Raw genomic sequence first — 17,660 nt, 5'->3', positions numbered from 1 at the left:
ATAATTACTTTGCACATTTTACACGTTTTATCACATCAAATAACACTCTGCGATACATAACGTTATCCTCCCCTTATATTTTCATAAAATTTTGCACTGTTGTATAACACGAACAGCCTCATTCTTTTTTTCTTAACATATTTATTTAGCTTATTATAAATGTTTTATTGCGTCCCATATCATCATGGTTAAATTTGTACAAATGACTTTCCATGGGAATGCTAAAAAACTGCCCACGTATATAGTTCTCTCTATAAAAAAAGCTATAGAGATGCTTCTTGATTTTTATAAATAGATATGATTGTCTCTACCAAGTCTAAAGGGGGAAAATAAATAAATGATCGCACGTATTACAACTGTTGCTTTTCGCGGTCTAGAAGCAGTCCCTGTCGATGTACAGGTTATGATTTCGTCTGGTAAAATAGGAATGGCTATTGTTGGATTAGCTGATAAAGCAGTTGCAGAAAGCCGTGAACGTGTACAAGCAGCCCTCCACGCTTGTGGACTTTCTATGCCTACTAAACGAATTACGATTAATCTTGCACCAGCTGATTTGCCTAAAGAGGGATCGCATTATGATTTGCCAATCGCCGTAGGCTTAATGCTTGCTATGGGAATCCTCCCTCCCGAAGTAGCTCAAGACTATGTCATTTTAGGAGAATTATCACTGGATGGTTCACTTACCGCCGTTAATGGTGTTTTACCAGCTGCCATGACAGCTTTATCACTCGATAAAGGACTGATTTGTCCCTTCCAATGTGGACCTGAAGCAGCATGGGCAAATGCAGAAATAAATATTCTTGCCCCAGAGACTCTGCTCACTATAGTCAACCATTTCAAAGGAACCCAAATTCAAAAACGTCCACAACCGCGCCAATATACTATCGAAACTGAACTTCCAGATCTTTGCGAAATCAAAGGACAAAAAACAGCCAAACGTGCCTTAGAAGTTTGTGCTGCTGGACGCCATAACCTTTTGTTTGTAGGTCCCCCTGGTGCTGGAAAATCTATGCTAGCGCAACGCTTACCTTCCATTTTGCCACCTCTTGATAGCCGTGAGCTTTTAGATGTCTCTCTGATTGCTTCTATTACAGGAGAAACGGTTCATAATACCATTTCACTTCATTGCCCCTTTCGTTCCCCACATCATTCTGCTTCCATGGCCGCAATGATTGGTGGAGGGCTTAAAGGACGACCGGGAGAGGTCTCCCTTGCTCATAATGGTGTGTTATTCCTTGATGAATTGCCTGAATTTTCTCCACGGGTTCTTGATTCTCTTCGTCAACCTTTAGAAAGTGGGGAGTCAGTTATCGCCCGTGCTAATCACCATATTAGCTATCCTGCTCGCTTCCAACTTATTGCCGCAATGAATCCTTGCCGTTGTGGTATGGCAGGCGAAAAAGACCATGTTTGCCCTAAAGGGATACGCTGTCAAATCGATTATCAGTCCCGTATTTCTGGTCCTCTGCTTGACCGAATTGATTTACGGATTGATGTCCCTGCTTTGACGGCTATGGACCTTATGCAACCAGAACAATCAGAAAAAAGCTGCGACGTTGCCAAACGCGTCGCACGGTGCCGTACCATTCAAGCTAAACGTTTTTCAACAATGGGGTTTGATCATATTCGTACCAATGGCGATTGCCCTGCCAAAATTATAGAACAGATTGCCATTCCTGATAAAAGTGCGACCATACTCTTACGAGATGTGAGTGAAAAAATGCACCTCTCCGCACGCGCTTATCATCGCATTCTCAAAGTTGCACGCACAATTGCTGATCTTGACGGATCAGATACTCTTTCACGCTATCATCTCGCAGAAGCTATTTCCTATCGACTAGGCGCAGAAAGATTAACAGCCCTTAATTAAAAAACTACTCATCAATAAAAACTTATTGGAAAATAACGCAAATAAAGTTCTGTAAGTTTACCATCCTCTTCTAGAGATTTCAGCGCATAATTGAGTATATCAACCAATTTTTCATTCTTTTTTGCAACAGCAAGCTGCATTCCTTGCCCCAATAACTGTGGCGCCATATATGCCCCCCCAACAAAATGGCAGCAATCAACAGATTTTTGTTTTTTGAACCATAATGATAAAGCAAATCCATCATCAAAAATAAGGTCAATTTTACGCTCTTGTAATGCTTTATAGAGCTCTTCTCTCTTTTTAAACCCTTGCCATTTGGCTTTAGGAAAATAATATTGAAAGAGTTTTTCGTGAACACTTTTAGACAAAACACCACTGGTTAAATGTATCAATTGATCGCTTATTGGCTCATCGAGATTTAAACGTCGAGAAGCAACAAATCGCGCTGGAAAGCGCAAATATGACTTTGTAAAAACAAGATCTTGCTGGGTTTTACTTGTTTCTTTTAAACCCGCAATAATGACTTCTGCACCACCATTTTTAACATGTTCTACAAGCTCTTTCCAAGGAATCACTTCTATTTCACAAAGCTTCTCTAATTTTAATTTTGAGCAAATAGCACGCAATAAATCGATATTATAACCTGCAAGATACCCCGATTGATCAATAAAATTAAAAGGAGGAAAATCAAAAGTTGTTACAAAACGCAAACGAAAGATATCCGTTGTATCAGGTTGTACCAAATGTTCATGCGAATCAAAAAAAGAAGGCAACCTTTCAGCTTCTGCGTAAGAGGAAAATAGAACCCCCCCCGCTACAAATAAAATACGAATAAAAATATTGTATGGATTATTGAATAAAAAGTACTGTAAACGCAATTGAAGATGTTTCACATATATAGATTTTTTTATTTTCAAAATCTCTCCCCCATTTTTCAAAACTAAGATGCAACACTTCTTAACTATTATCTAACGCACTTCACCAAAATATCTGGCGTTTAATAAATAAAATTCTTGCTATTTTTGAAACCATTGAAAATGCTTAGATTTCTGATGTTAATTTTCCAAAATGAATATATAAAAAGTAATTTTAGAGAAAAGCGATTTAATTTTTTAATATAAGAAATAAGCTGTATATACTTTATTGCGTATCTTAAAATATTAAGACCATTTCCTTGCGTATCACAACCTGGGAAGTATATAGATATATTGAAGAAAAGAGTAAAAATACCCCTCAAATGCCGAGGGTTTTCTCAACATTAAGGTTGCATCAACATTTAAGAGCTGAAAAATAAAATGATGATTCTGATTTGCACTTTATTGTCACGATGGGAAAGATGGGGGACATAAATCTTGTAGTATTCACAGGGTATTTTGCGTTATACTATTCAAACATCGTTGTAAAATGAGTTTGGGAACATTGAGAGATGCTCCTTAAAAAAGCGCGTGAATAAACAGTACAATGGCGTTTTGTTTTGAATGAGCGATGCAACCTCACGAGAATGCAAGAAACAAAAGCGTAAGATAATTCGTCATTACCCTCATTATTCAAAAACATCACCGTAGACGTTTTTTTAAATTGTAAAGTTGAATATAAAAGATGATCGTGGAAACGTGTTTTTACATTTACGCATTTATATTTTCCTCAAATGAAGCTTTTTTCACATTTTAAAGATGACACAAACCAATATACACAATATTTTCGCCTCAATCTAACATACAAAAGTTTGAACTGCTTAGAGAGCTCGCAACCTTTGTTTTAAATATATGGTAGAATTAGGATTGAAAAATTGATTTATGGATAAAACAAGTGAGACCTTTATTAGTGTAACACAAAAATGCATAACTAATTCTGAAACATTACGCATATGCAAAAATAAACAAAGTAAATAGCATCGTTTATGAAACAGCTTTTTGTATAAGTCATAAGTGTTTATTCGCCTTATATCACCGCCCTAGTGTTTTACAGCATAGCAGTACACTATCATTTTATCATTCTCTCCATTATATATCGACAGATATTGAATCTAGATCTGATATACGGTAAATATTTAATGTGGTTATTCCATAAATAACTGATCAGAACATTGAGCTTTAAAAAAAGCGGATAAAATATTGTAAATTGAACACAGGAATGGACTAACTTATGAGTGATGAAATAACCTCACCAGCACAAAGCAATAACTATGATGCCGCTTCTATCAAAGTTCTCAAAGGTCTTGATGCTGTACGCAAACGTCCTGGTATGTATATCGGTGACACTGATGATGGATCGGGGTTACACCATATGGTCTATGAAGTTGTAGACAATGCTATCGATGAAGCTTTAGCCGGTCATGCAACTCTTGTAAACGTCACACTCCATGCTGATGGTTCTTGTTCTGTTCGTGATAATGGACGTGGAATTCCGACAGATATCCATCCAACAGAAGGTATTTCTGCCGCTGAAGTTATTATGACACAGCTTCATGCCGGTGGAAAGTTTGATCAAAACTCTTATAAAGTTTCAGGCGGATTACACGGTGTTGGCGTCTCTGTTGTGAATGCATTATCCGTTTGGCTTAAATTGCAAATCAAACGCAATGGTAAAATTCATGAAATATCATTTACCCACGGGGTAGCTGATGCTCCATTAAAAGTTGTTGGCGATTGCGATCAAGAAAGTGGAACAGAAATTAGATTTTTACCAAGCTCTGAAACCTTTACTATGGTTGAGTTTGATTTTGAAACTTTAGAGCGTCGTTTACGGGAATTAGCTTTTCTAAATTCTGGGGTTTATATTCTTCTTGTTGACGAGCGTCATGCTGATATTAAATCCGTTGAATTGCATTATGAAGGTGGATTAATAGAGTTTGTGAAATATATTGATCAATCAAAAAAAGCTCTGCTTGATACTCCTATTTATATTGCAAGTGAAAAGGATGGTATGAGCGTTGATGTTGCCCTGTGGTGGAATGATTCCTATCATGAGAAGGTCTTGTGTTTTACCAATAATATCCCTCAGCGTGACGGTGGAACGCATTTGATAGGTTTCAGAAGTGCCCTTACACGCCAAATTAATGGCTATGCTGAATCTTCAGGTATTGCTAAAAAAGAAAAAGTGAACTTAACCGGTGATGACTGCCGTGAAGGATTAACAGCTATTCTTTCTGTCAAAGTTCCTGATCCAAAATTTTCTTCACAAACAAAGGATAAGTTAGTCTCTTCTGAAGTGCGCCCTATTGTTGAAAGTTTGGTCAATGAAGGTCTTTCAATATGGCTGGAAGAACATCCTCATGAAGCAAAACTTCTCATTAGTAAAGTGGTAGAAGCTGCAACAGCACGTGAAGCAGCACGCAAAGCACGTGAACTCACAAGACGAAAAGGGGCGCTTGATATCACTTCTCTACCAGGAAAGCTTGCCGATTGCCAAGAACGAGATCCCGCAAAATCAGAAATCTTTATTGTCGAGGGGGATTCGGCTGGCGGTTCAGCAAAAAGTGGGCGCTCACGTCAAAATCAAGCAATTTTACCCCTTCGTGGTAAAATCCTCAATGTTGAACGAGCACGTTTCGACCGCATGCTCTCATCTGATATGATTGGAACACTTATTACAGCTCTTGGAACGTCTATCGGTAAGGATGAATTTTCGCCGGATAAATTACGTTATCATAAGATTATTATCATGACGGATGCGGACGTTGATGGAGCCCATATTCGTACTCTGCTGCTCACTTTCTTTTTTAGACAAATGCCCGAGTTGATTGAACGTGGACATCTTTATATTGCTCAGCCTCCTCTTTATAAAGTATCGCGTGGAAAATCTTCCCAATATATTAAAAATGAAGCAGCGTTTGAAGAATTCTTGATCGATACTGGATTAGAAGAAACAACGCTTGAGCTTTCAACGGGAGAAGTTCGTGCAGGGGCTGATTTGTATCAACTCGCTAAAGATGCTCGTATATTACGTCAACTTTTAAATGGTCTTCATACCCGTTATGACCGTAATATTGTTGAACAAGCAGCAATTGCTGGCGCTTTTAATCTTGAAGTCTTTGCAACACAAGAAAAAGCGCAAAAAATAGCAGATACTACAGCACACCGCCTTAATCTGATTGCTGATGATATGGAACAAGGTTGGAGTGGACAATATACAGCAGATGGAAGTTTATGTTTTGAGCGTATTTTGCGTGGTGTTAAAGATGTTGTTACGCTTGATGTGGGACTTATAAATTCAACTGACGCACGCCAAATTGATCGCATTTCCCAAAATTTTATCGACATATATCATCCTCCTGTTCTTTTACGTCGCAAAGATAAAACAGAGCGTATTTTTGGTCCTATGAGCCTTTTAGAGAGCATTTTTACAAACGGTAAAAAAGGTGTTACTCTTCAACGTTATAAAGGTCTTGGGGAAATGAATGCTGAACAACTTTGGGAAACAACGCTTGATCCCAATGCACGTTCTCTTTTACAAGTAAAGATTAATGATGCAACCGATGCAGATTCACTCTTTTCTCGTCTCATGGGTGATGAAGTTGAACCTAGACGTATTTTTATTCAAGACAATGCCTTAAGCGTTGCCAATCTTGATATCTAAAGGTACTCTTCTGTTTTTGGCTGTGTAAACGTCGTAGTTTTATACGTTGTTTTTTCGTAGTTGAACATTCCCTCTCTATTTCATTTACGATAAAAGAAAAATAAGGAAGATCATATACATGGCAATTGAAACAGAACGTGTAGGAACCAAGGGTGGCATGGAGCACTCTTTTGGTTTTACAATAGTAGATGAAACACAAAAACAATCCATGGTGGATGGTGTGTTTCATTCTGTTGCTGAAAATTATGACAAGATGAATGATATCTTATCCTTAGGGCTACACCGTGTGTGGAAAAATTCCATGATTGCTTGGCTTTCCCCACCAGCACTTTCTCATTGGAAAGTTCTTGATGTCGCTGGCGGTACAGGTGATATTGCTTTTCGTATTCTTAATGCTTCACGCCAAAAAGCCCATGCTACAGTGCTTGATATTAATGGCTCAATGCTCAGCGTTGGCAAAAAACGCGCACAAAAAAATGGTCTTGCCCCTCTGATTGATTTTGTTGAAGCCAATGCAGAAAATCTACCTTTTGAAGATCAAAGCTTTGACGCTTACACGATTGCTTTTGGAATTCGCAATGTTCCTCATATTGATCAAGCTCTTAGAGAAGCTTTTCGTGTTTTAAAGCTCGGTGGACGTTTCTTATGTTTAGAATTTTCAAATGTCGAGATGCCTTGGCTCGATAAAATTTATGATCTTTGGTCTTTCCATGCTATCCCTAAGCTAGGTCAATTTATCGCAAATGATGGCGATGCTTATCGTTATTTGGTTGAATCTATCCGCAAATTTCCTAAGCAAGATGATTTTTCCCATATGATCAAGCATGCGGGGTTTTCGCGGGTATCGTACCGCAATCTCACCGGTGCGATTGCAGCGCTGCATTCAGGTTGGAAAATTTAAAAATGGTGCAAATTTCCCCTTACTTTCAATTGATGCGTGCAGGATGGGTTTTAACACGTGAAGGTGTTTTAAGTGCTCTTCCTCATGATGATCTTCAAGGATTTCCAGCGCTATGTCATCGTATAGCGAGTGCATTAGCACGACGCAAAACAAAAAAGAAACAGCGATCTGAAAATATTTCATATGCCATTAATAAGCTTGGACCCTCTTACATAAAACTTGGTCAATTTCTTGCCACAAGACCTGATATTGTTGGGCGTGATATTGCGGAAGATTTGTCACAGCTACAAGATCGTGTCCAAACATTTTCTTGCACTGCCGCTATTGCTCAAATTGAAAGTTCTCTTGGTCGCTCTATTGATGATTTATTCGTAAATTTTTATCCCCCCATTGCCGCCGCTTCTATTGCTCAAGTTCATCCAGCTGAATACAGTGATGAAACTGGCCATAAGAAAAAATGTGCTGTAAAAGTTATTCGTCCCAATATCAGAGCACGTTTTTCTAAAGATCTTAGAGGATTCTATCTCATTGCTCATTTACAAGAGCGCTATATCCCTGCCTCTCGAAGGCTTCGTCCTGTTTGTGTGGTGGATACTTTAGCACAAACAACACGACTTGAAATGGATTTACGCTTAGAAGCAGCAGCTATATCTGAAATGGCTGAAAATATTCAACATGATACAGGCTTTCGGGTTCCACGTATTGACTGGGAACGGACAGGACGTAATGTTCTTACAATGGAATGGATTGATGGTATAAGAATATCCGAAACTTCCAAACTCAAAGAAGCAGGATTTGATTTGAAGGCGCTTGCTATTACGCTTATTCAATCTTTTCTTCGTCATACACTGCGTGATGGTTTTTTTCACGCCGATATGCATCCTGGTAATTTATTTGTAGATGAAAAAGGATGTATTGTTGCTGTTGATCTAGGCATTACAGGAAGGCTTGGCAAAAAAGAAAAGCATTTCCTTGCTGAAATTCTTTACGGCTTTATTACCCGCGATTACCATCGAGTTGCACGTGCCCATTTTGAGGCCGGCTATGTTCCTTCACACCATAATATCGAAAGCTTTGCGCAAGCCAACCGCGCTATTGGCGAACCAATTCACGGACAATCAGCACAAAGCATTTCCATGGCTAAATTGCTCACTTTATTGTTTGAAGTCACTGAATTATTTGACATGCAAACGCGACCTGAACTTTTATTGCTGCAAAAAACGATGGTTGTCGTGGAAGGTGTTGCCCGCACATTAGACCCCACTTTTAATATGTGGAAAGCTTCTGAACCCATTGTCAAAGAATGGATTAGTAAAAATTTAGGACCCGTAGGCGTTGTAAAAGACTTTAGTGAAGGAGCACAAGCTCTCCTTTCGCTGGCACGCAAAACACCACAATTGGTTCAAAATTTCCAACAAATAGAAGAAGATTTCAATCAAATGAGAAAAACAGGTTTTAATCTTTCTCCTGCTACCCTCAAACAACTTGCTGTAGAACAAAGTCACAGAAACCGTTATGGTCGTTATAGTCTTTTCATCATTGCACTTTGTTGCGCTTGTCTTACTTTTTACTTTTTTCACCTTTTCTAATCTCCTTAATATGCTAAAAATATCAACAATGAAATCATTGCAATCATTTTATTTCTTGGAGGTATTTTATGGCCAGTATTACCATTCGTAACCTGTCTCCTGAAACCAAAGAAGCTTTACGCATACGCGCCGCGCAAAATGGTATTTCTATGGAAGAAGAAGTTCGACGCCTTTTAAGCAATCCCACTCCTCTCACCACACAACCCCTTCATACTAGTGCTGTTGAAGTGCAATCATTGAAATCAAAATCTCTCCTTCTTATTATTGGTGGAAGTATTGCATCCTATAAAGCCCTTGATTTGATTCGCCGTTTACAAGAACGTGGAGCACATTTAAAAGTTGTGATGACAAAAGCAGCGCAAAAGTTTATTACGCCTTTAGCCGCTGAAGCTTTAAGCGGTGGTACTGTATATACTGATTTATTTTCACGTGAAGAAGAACACGATATCGGACATATCCGATTAGCACGTGATGCTGACCTGATTATTTTAGCTCCTGCTACAGCCAACCGCATTGCAAAAATAGCCAATGGCATAGGAGATGATCTGGCTGATTGTGTCCTTTTAGCAGCACGCTGTCCACTCTTGATTGCACCCGCCATGAATCCGTCCATGTGGGTGCATCCAGCAACTATTCGTAATGTTGCACAATTGCACGCAGATGGCGTTCATATCATCGGACCAGAAATCGGAAAGATGGCTGAACGTGACGAGATTGGATATGGACGTATGAGCGAACCTTTAACTATTATCGCTGCTATAGAGAATCTTTTGAATGTGCATGAAAAACCTCTCTTTGGCCGCCATTTCATCGTTACCTCTGGCCCTACCCATGAACCAATTGATCCAGTGCGTTATATTGCTAATCGGTCTTCAGGTAAACAAGGCCATGCCATCGCAACCGCTCTTGCGCATTTGGGTGCAAAAGTAACACTTATTTGTGGACCTGTTAATCTTGCAGACCCACAAGAAGTAAAAACCATCCATGTTGAAACAGCACAACAGATGTTACAAGCCGTTCAAACCGCATTGCCTGCTGATGGTGCTATCTTTGTTGCCGCTGTTTGTGACTGGCGCAGTCAAACGCAGTCTTTACACAAAATTAAAAAGAATGCTCATAAAATACCACCATCCCTTCATATGGTTGAAAATCCTGACATTTTAGCAACGATTGGACACGCTCCAAACCGCCCCTCATTGGTCATTGGTTTTGCTGCTGAAACATGTGATATCATTGCCAATGCGCAAAAAAAATGTGTTGAAAAAGGAGCTGATTTCATTCTTGCTAATGATATTTCTCTTCAACTAGATGGTACAAGTGTCATGGGTGCTGATACAAATCAAGTTTATCTCGTAAGTAGAAAAAAAGTTGAACAATGGCCCCATATGAGTAAACAACACGTAGCGCAAAAATTAGCAAACGTGATTGTATCATTTTTTGCCCCCAAAACACCTACTCCTCATGAGGAAAATATACCCCTTTGCAAATAAGAACTCTTCAAACGCGTTGATATTAAAACACCTTATAAAATAGAACTGACAATATGTGTCTATCCATCTCAATTAGTATATAATATTTCTGGTTTATAATGATAATATCGCATTGTTCATATTAAATTAGAATCCCAGATATCATAAGATTCTCTCATTCCTAATCTCTCTCATGTTGAATCAATAAAAATCATTTTCTTGCACGTTGTAAACAAGGATAACTGTATGAATACAAAACGTTTCAGAAAGAACTAAAAGCGCTTATAATGGACCGTCTCAAGAACCAAGGGCTTGTCTCGGACAACACTGAGGATGATGGTGCCAACGTGCTCTTTTTATTAAGCGTAAAGTTAGTGATGCCCTATAAGTTTTATATTATTCACGAGAGCTTTACCCATATACCATTCACAAACGCTGTTGCGAAATGGGTGTGATGAGCCGTTGGGAAATGTTTTTTTAAAAAATCCTATCTCACCCTAGCCTTCATAAAAGCAGGATCTATTGCACCACTGTCTCGCCAGCTTATAAAAAAACAAGCTATCATTCACTTTGGCTACCATCAATTTTGACAAAGCTCTTGTAATGGATAAAATTTATAAAAAGCATTTTCTTTCTTCAATGTTTTTATCCACATATTGGTCATATTTATGATATGCAAATAAATGATTTTGATTGTTTCATGATGAGAGCAGCTAATGAGAAAATATGACAACTTTATTTTGAGCTCTTATTCGCTATGAAAAATAATGTATAAATCAATGATATTATAACATCTCAATGCAATTTTAAGCATACTTCATGCTGACGCTCATAAAGAATGTAGACAAAATTCATTGTACCACTGTCTATAAGTTTATGAAACTGAAGCCTTTATTATTTTCCTCAGTGATCGGTCTTTAAGATTAAATGTCTGTGTCCTCTCTCCAGAATACCAAGACCACAAAGACTAGAATTTTATCCATGATATCTTCACATTGTGATGTTTCATGAGAAGCATTTTTATTCCTTTATCGAAAGCTTTGTATCCATACATTGGTCTCGCCTATAATGTGTACGTAAATAATTTTTTGATGTTGAATAGAGTCTTTGAAATTAAAGAATATTTCTATATTTGGGATTTTATTCAAGTTGAAAATGATCAATTCTCTTCGATAAATTAGTGGTGTTATTATCTAAAAATTATTTGATACAGTGAACCACTTGTATGAAAAGTGCTTCAATGAATTCTTACTTCATTGCACTTATGGCTTTTAAAATTCAAAATCTCATCATTTTTAAGCATCAGTGACATCTCCCTTTCTTTGCTTCTTCTCAAAAAACTGCTCTTCTATGGGATCTGACAGTCAATCGCCTAAGCTTATTTTTTCCACTTCTATCATATTAATCATTCTGTTGCCCAAAATTAGAATATCTACGGAGCTACTACGTTACCCCTATTCCATTGAACTCAATATTTTTTTGAAAGTGAGAGGCAAAAGCATGCCGCCAAATAGTAGAAAAGTACAGAATTTTAGGAATTGTGCAAAACAATTAAACATTTAGATAAACGAAGTTAGATAACTCTACTGAATAAATAGAAATAAACAACTTTTCTCCCAAATAGTTCTTATTCCTTAATTTTTTACATATATCATATAAACGCAATAATCTACACTATGTACAAAAATACTAAAAATTTCTTCTACAACAGCTACTTTTTAAATTCTTCTTTGTTTTTAAAAATCAAAATTTCTATTTATTCAAACTTTATTTTTAACAAAGAAACCTTAACCGTTTTTTATAATGTTCTTGAAAAAAATCTTGTAATTCAAAGAAAGAAAAAATTACACTGTACATACTTTAAATATATTTCTTGTTTTTTTTGCTTCTTTCCTTAGTTTATTAATCTATGATTTTTACTGCTGCTTATCGTGCTTTACAACGTCTTCTGACCTCGCAATATCGTATTATGATACTGAAAGCATTGGGGGTTACTTTTTTCATTCTCACCATTTTATGGTTATGTGTGCACCAACTTTTTGTGTCTTACTTTTGGCCCTGGATTGCTCAATTTCTTCCTGGACTCCCTAGTTGGGCGGGATGGATTGGTTTTAGCATGCTTATCATCTTTAATCTTGGGTTGGCTCTTTTGTTGGCTTTTTTGATTGCACCCATCACAGCTATGATTGGTGGTTTTTTCATTGACTCTGCTGCTGAAATCATTGAAAAGGAGGATTACCCAAACGAGCCTATTGGACAAGCCTTGCCGTTTCAGCGTTCTCTTATCATTTCCTTTAAATTTGTTATTTTAAGCCTTCTTGGTAATGGAATTGCTTTTATTTTATTCTTCATACCAGGTATTAATTTAATTGCTTTTTATCTTATTAATGGTTATTTGCTCGGTCATGAATATTTCTTGTTTGCGGCTTACCGTTTTCGAACAGAGCAAAATGCGCGTGCTTTTTTACATACTCATTACACAACAGTTTTTGGCGCAGGATTATTGATAGCGATTTTTGTTTCGATTCCTATTATTAATCTAGCAACACCGCTTTTTGCCGCCGCCTTTATGACACATTTACACAAAATGCTTTCCCAAAAGACCATAGCACGCATTACACAAAAATAGTGTTCCTTGACTTTAAGGTTAATAAAACTTGCCAGCCAAAGAAAGCATAATATAAAATTTTATGCTTTATCTTTTATTAAAGCAATATATTGATTTATAATGATAACTTATCGTTTCACAACATGAGTGAAAAACCTAAATATTATGAGGGTTTCTCATTTTAATCCTATTCATATTGGATCAATTGAAATCGTTTGTTGAAATGTCATAAACGGAGGTGGTGTGCGGATAAAAGTACTTTCAAAAAGGCGTGAAATATCTTTATATGAATCCTCTTAATGCAAACATTATCGTCGCATTGAAAACTGAAAAAGAGTATGATGGTGCCGCTTTGTACCTTCTATTTCAGTAAAAACGGATAGCATAATGTCTTTTATACCATTCATGGAGAGTGTATATTCTTCATAAGAGAGTTTTGGAAATTATTGAAAGATATCTGTGTAAAACAAGCACGTAAATGAGTAATATAATGGTATTTTGAGCGTATTCTATTTTAATTGTAAAAAGCGTGCGCTTTAAAGAAACCTTTTGAAAAAAATCTTGCTCTGATGTTAGCGTTTCGCTAATATAGCGTTATTGTATTCATTATCTTTAATGGATTATTTTAGCCTTGTTAGCGCCTTATACTATAAGGTTTCTTTTCTTCAAAACTGTTGATACGAATGATTAATTGGATATTCATTTTTATTAAAAAATAAGGCGTTTGTTAACCATCGCAAGGAGTAAATTTTAACACCAAAGTAAAAAATACAAACATGTAAGTTCTTAAAACTTATGAGAAATTTATTATAGGGAATACTCTTCATGATGCATATGATTGTTATAATATGGGAAAAATTAAAAATTAAAAAACAAGCTATACGTACACTGATAAAAGTATTAAATAGACTCCTTTGTTCAACCGGTAAAGCAAATGTGACTGCTTAAGTTCTATATTCTTTCAAATCATGCAAAAGATGCACAATATTTAAAGGAAGGTTATAAAGATGAACTGGATTACAAATTATGTTCGTCCTAAAATTAACTCTATATTGGGGCGCCGTGAAATTCCAGAAAATCTATGGATTAAAGATCCTACCAGTGGTGAAATGGTCTTCCATAAAGATCTGGAAGCTAATCAATTTGTAGCTCCCAATTCTGGTCATCATATGCGTATCAGTGCTAAAAATCGTCTCATGCATTTTTTTGATGATGGTGTTTATACAGCTCTTGAAAATCCAAAAGTTGTAACAGATCCTTTAAAATTTCGTGACGAAAAACGCTATATTGACCGGTTAAAAGATTATCGTTCTAAACTTGGGGTTGATGACAATATTTTAAGTGCACGTGGTACGATTGAGGGTTTGCCAATTATTGCAACTGTTCAAGATTTCGCCTTTATGGGTGGATCACTTGGTATGGCTTCAGGAGAAGCTATTATCAAAGCTTTTGATACTGCCATTGCTGAAAGGCGTCCGCTGGTTCTTTTTGCTGCTTCTGGTGGTGCACGCATGCAAGAAGGAACACTCTCGTTGATGCAAATGCCCCGTACAACAGTAGCGATTGAAATGTTGAAAGAAGCAAAGCTTCCCTATATTGTTGTGCTGACTAATCCAACCACCGGTGGTGTTACTGCTTCTTACGCCATGCTTGGTGATATTCACATTGCCGAGCCTGGCGCTATGATTGGTTTTGCTGGTCCACGTGTGATTCAACAAACTATACGCGAAACCCTACCAGAAGGTTTTCAAAGTAGTGAATATCTGCTTGAACATGGTATGATTGATATGGTTGTATCGCGTTTAGAAATGAAAACAACAATTGCGCGTATTTTACGCTTGATGATGAAACGCCCTGCTGTTTTTAACCCTTCCGATCCATCCCCAACAGACTCTCAAACATCGCTTTCTAGGACAAAAGCAGCTTAAGTTTATGCAACAAAGTCAAATACAAAGGGTGGTGGATGATTTACTAAAAAATTATCCGAAAAAATTTGATCTTTCTTTAGAGCGTATTGTTCACCTTTTAGAGCGTCTTGGTAACCCACATTTAAAACTTGCCCCTGTTATTCACATCGCTGGAACAAATGGCAAAGGATCTGCTTCAGCAATTTGCCGTGCTCTTTTGGAAAGTGCAGGATACCGCGTTCATGTTTATAGCTCACCTCATCTCGTCAACTGGAATGAACGCTGCCGGTTAGGTCAAAAAGGAGGTGGTCAACTTGTTACAGAAAACCAATTGGCTGAGACAATCCGTGAAATTATAAAAGTAAATCGTCAAGAGCCGATTACTATTTTTGAAATTTTTACAGCCGCTGCCTTTATGTTGTTTAGTATACATCCAGCTGATGTTGTCATTTTAGAAGTTGGATTGGGAGGACGTTTTGATGCTACCAATGTCGTTAACAAACCAGCTGTATCGCTTATTATGCCCATTGATTATGATCATGAGAGCTTTCTTGGAAATACAATTGCTCAAATCGCTTTTCAAAAAGGAGGGATTATCAAACCAAACGTTCCTGTAGTCATTGGGAAGCAAAATTATGAAGAAACTCTTGCTACTTTAATACCCCTTGCTAATAAAAATAAAGCATTTTATGCTCTCTTTGATCAAGATTATCAAAGTTATAAAGAACATGGACGTATGGTTTTTCAAAACAATCAAGGTCTCATGGATCTTCCCCTTCCTAACCTTATTGGAGACCACCAAGTTGCCAATGCTGGTGCATCTCTTGAAGCAGTTTATCAAGCGGGTTTTCAACTTTCAGAACAAACCATAAATGACGCTTTAAAAAATATTTATTGGCCCGCACGAATGCAGCATCTTACCCAAGGACTTTTGGTTGATCAACTATCTCCTGATATTGATTTATGGTTAGATGGTGGTCACAATCCTGCTGCAGGAAAAGTTATTGCGGCAGAACTTACACAATGGAGAAAAAAAACAGATCGCCCCATTATTATGATTGCTGGCATGCTTAATACCAAAGATGCTGTCGGTTATTTTCGTCCTTTAGCTAACCTTGTCGATAAAGTATATACGATACCGCTGCTTGACAATAATGCCAGTATCTCTCCAACAGACTTAGCTGAATCAGCCCAAAAAGTAGGAATCCCTGCTGCCCCAAAAGCGCACCTACAAGATGCTTTGCATAAAATTAAAATGGAATATAAAGAGGCTATTGTCCTTATTAGTGGTTCTCTTTATCTTGCGGGTGATATTTTGCGTGACAATAAAACACCACCGTGCTAGATAATTAACTATTTTTAAAGCTTTGAAAGATAGACTTTTTAATCATGCAACTTGATTGTGCACTTTATCAACATCCTAAACTCATTACTGTTTTTGGCGGATCCGGTTTTGTAGGACGACATGTCGTTGAAACTTTGACTAAGCGGGGATATCGCGTTCGCATCGCTGTTCGTTGTCCACAAAAAGCTTATTATATGCTCCAAATAGGAGAAGTAGGACAAACCCAAATGCTTAAAACAGATATCAAGCATCGTGCCTCTGTTGCACGCGCATTGCTTGGAGCTGATGCGGCAGTGTTTTTACCCGGTAGCTTAAAACAAGCAAATCAATCGAATTTTAAAAACACACAAATTGATGGTGTTTACAATGTTGCTGAATTAACAGCAGAAACTGGTATTCCGCTCATCTATATGTCAACACTTGTGGCTAACGAGAATGCTTCATGTCTTTATGCACGTGTTAAGTTTATGGGTGAACAAATCATTCATAACAAGCATCTTCAAGCAATTATTATCCGTCCATCCGTTATCTTTGGACCAGAGGATTGTTTCTTTAACACCTTAGCAGATTTGTCACGTTTTTTACCAATTATGCCTCTTTTTGGAGGTGGACAAAGCAAATTGCAACCCGTGTATGTTGGTGACGTTGCTGAGTTTATCGTGCGCGCTTTAGATGGACAGGTTGCTTGGGGAAAAAATTATGATCTTGGTGGTCCCCAGATTATCACCCTCCAAAATGCTCTTGAAAATATACTTAAAATCATTCGTCGTAAAAAAACAATCCTATCTATGCCTCTTTCTGTCGGTCTATTGATTGGAGGAATTTTGGGAACAATCGGTAAATTGCCTTTTGTACCAACACTCGTAACAGCCAATCAGATACGTTTTTTGCAAATGGATAACATTGTCTCTAAAGAAGCTATAGAGAATGGATATACGCTAGAAGGAGTAGGAGTTACTCCTAGAGCAATGGCAGCATTCTTGCCAAGTTATCTCTGGCGATTTCGTCCACATGGTCAATTTTCCCAAAATCTACTCGTCTAGAATAAATTCTTCCAAAACTGAGTTAATTATTTGATTTATAATTCATAGCGCGTTGTTAGCGGTTTTAGAATCAGAGTGTTCAATAGAGTGATGTTTTTGCATTTTTAATGCTCCATTTAGTATCACAAAAAATGTTTAATCGTATATCTATAGTCTTTTGATAAAAATCGTTGAAAACAGGAGAAAAGCACTTCTTATAAACTGTCTTTATCAAAGAGCAGGTTCAACATTGGAATCCTAAAGAACCGATTCTGAACTGCCTATCCATAAACATGATAATCTATGGCTTTGCATTTATATTATTTTGCTAAAAAGCTTAATAATGAGATTAAAGTAATTCTTCCTTTTTC

10 protein-coding genes are annotated in these 17,660 nt (G+C 37.3%); 9 read left to right on the top strand and 1 reads right to left on the bottom strand.

Annotated features, from left to right (window positions below; all coding sequences use genetic code 11):
• Positions 1 to 337 precede the first annotated feature (337 nt).
• Entirely contained in the window at positions 338 to 1,870 is a 1,533-nt protein-coding gene (locus ACFIL3_RS01595) for a YifB family Mg chelatase-like AAA ATPase (RefSeq protein WP_375612798.1), read from the top strand.
• A gap of 11 nt (positions 1,871 to 1,881) precedes the next feature.
• Here ACFIL3_RS01595 and ACFIL3_RS01590 read toward each other — a convergent pair whose 3' ends face one another.
• A complete protein-coding gene (locus ACFIL3_RS01590; RefSeq protein ID WP_375632130.1) occupies positions 1,882 to 2,787 on the bottom strand; it encodes a transporter substrate-binding domain-containing protein in 906 nt (301 codons plus the stop codon).
• Positions 2,788 to 4,015: 1,228 nt separating this feature from the next.
• Between ACFIL3_RS01590 and gyrB the strand changes: the two genes are divergently transcribed.
• The 8 genes from gyrB (at position 4,016) to ACFIL3_RS01550 (ending at position 17,310) form a co-directional block, all read left to right on the top strand.
• A complete protein-coding gene (gene gyrB, locus ACFIL3_RS01585; RefSeq protein WP_375611371.1) occupies positions 4,016 to 6,448 on the top strand; it encodes a DNA topoisomerase (ATP-hydrolyzing) subunit B in 2,433 nt (810 codons plus the stop codon).
• A gap of 118 nt (positions 6,449 to 6,566) precedes the next feature.
• Positions 6,567 to 7,349, top strand: a complete 783-nt coding sequence (gene ubiE, locus ACFIL3_RS01580) for a bifunctional demethylmenaquinone methyltransferase/2-methoxy-6-polyprenyl-1,4-benzoquinol methylase UbiE (protein WP_375612796.1) — start codon at positions 6,567 to 6,569, stop codon at positions 7,347 to 7,349.
• 2 nt (positions 7,350 to 7,351) lie between these two features.
• A complete protein-coding gene (gene ubiB / locus ACFIL3_RS01575) occupies positions 7,352 to 8,938 on the top strand; it encodes a 2-polyprenylphenol 6-hydroxylase (protein ID WP_375611369.1) in 1,587 nt (528 codons plus the stop codon).
• A 68-nt stretch (positions 8,939 to 9,006) separates the two neighbouring features.
• Positions 9,007 to 10,428 (top strand): bifunctional phosphopantothenoylcysteine decarboxylase/phosphopantothenate--cysteine ligase CoaBC, encoded by a 1,422-nt coding sequence (gene coaBC / locus ACFIL3_RS01570; RefSeq protein WP_375668161.1) that lies wholly within the window; start codon positions 9,007 to 9,009, stop codon positions 10,426 to 10,428.
• 1,888 nt (positions 10,429 to 12,316) lie between these two features.
• Entirely contained in the window at positions 12,317 to 13,036 is a 720-nt protein-coding gene (locus ACFIL3_RS01565; RefSeq protein WP_375612793.1) for a sulfate transporter family protein, read from the top strand.
• 986 nt (positions 13,037 to 14,022) lie between these two features.
• Entirely contained in the window at positions 14,023 to 14,943 is a 921-nt protein-coding gene (gene accD, locus ACFIL3_RS01560; protein ID WP_375611366.1) for an acetyl-CoA carboxylase, carboxyltransferase subunit beta, read from the top strand.
• Between the two features lie 4 nt (positions 14,944 to 14,947).
• Positions 14,948 to 16,267 carry a bifunctional folylpolyglutamate synthase/dihydrofolate synthase gene (locus ACFIL3_RS01555; RefSeq protein ID WP_375675477.1) on the top strand — a complete coding sequence of 440 codons (1,320 nt, stop codon included), beginning with the start codon at positions 14,948 to 14,950 and terminating at the stop codon, positions 16,265 to 16,267.
• A 44-nt stretch (positions 16,268 to 16,311) separates the two neighbouring features.
• Positions 16,312 to 17,310 (top strand): complex I NDUFA9 subunit family protein, encoded by a 999-nt coding sequence (locus tag ACFIL3_RS01550; RefSeq protein ID WP_375671718.1) that lies wholly within the window; start codon positions 16,312 to 16,314, stop codon positions 17,308 to 17,310.
• Positions 17,311 to 17,660 lie beyond the last annotated feature (350 nt).

This window comes from Bartonella sp. CE47NXGY (genome assembly GCF_042195415.1).
Classification (GTDB): Bacteria; Pseudomonadota; Alphaproteobacteria; order Rhizobiales; family Rhizobiaceae; genus Bartonella.
Note: the sequence above shows the minus strand (reverse complement) of the source record. Positions and strands in the feature narration are given on the sequence as shown.

What these genes read in the sequence shown, in the direction of transcription:
- ACFIL3_RS01595 (WP_375612798.1), top strand. Translation starts at nt 338, where the DNA reads ATGATCGCACGTATTACAACTGTTGCTTTTCGCGGTCTAGAAGCAGTC.
- ubiB (WP_375611369.1), top strand. Translation starts at nt 7,352, where the DNA reads ATGGTGCAAATTTCCCCTTACTTTCAATTGATGCGTGCAGGATGGGTT.
- ubiE (WP_375612796.1), top strand. Translation starts at nt 6,567, where the DNA reads ATGGCAATTGAAACAGAACGTGTAGGAACCAAGGGTGGCATGGAGCAC.
- gyrB (WP_375611371.1), top strand. Translation starts at nt 4,016, where the DNA reads ATGAGTGATGAAATAACCTCACCAGCACAAAGCAATAACTATGATGCC.
- accD (WP_375611366.1), top strand. Translation starts at nt 14,023, where the DNA reads ATGAACTGGATTACAAATTATGTTCGTCCTAAAATTAACTCTATATTG.
- ACFIL3_RS01555 (WP_375675477.1), top strand. Translation starts at nt 14,948, where the DNA reads ATGCAACAAAGTCAAATACAAAGGGTGGTGGATGATTTACTAAAAAAT.
- coaBC (WP_375668161.1), top strand. Translation starts at nt 9,007, where the DNA reads ATGGCCAGTATTACCATTCGTAACCTGTCTCCTGAAACCAAAGAAGCT.
- ACFIL3_RS01550 (WP_375671718.1), top strand. Translation starts at nt 16,312, where the DNA reads ATGCAACTTGATTGTGCACTTTATCAACATCCTAAACTCATTACTGTT.
- ACFIL3_RS01565 (WP_375612793.1), top strand. Translation starts at nt 12,317, where the DNA reads ATGATTTTTACTGCTGCTTATCGTGCTTTACAACGTCTTCTGACCTCG.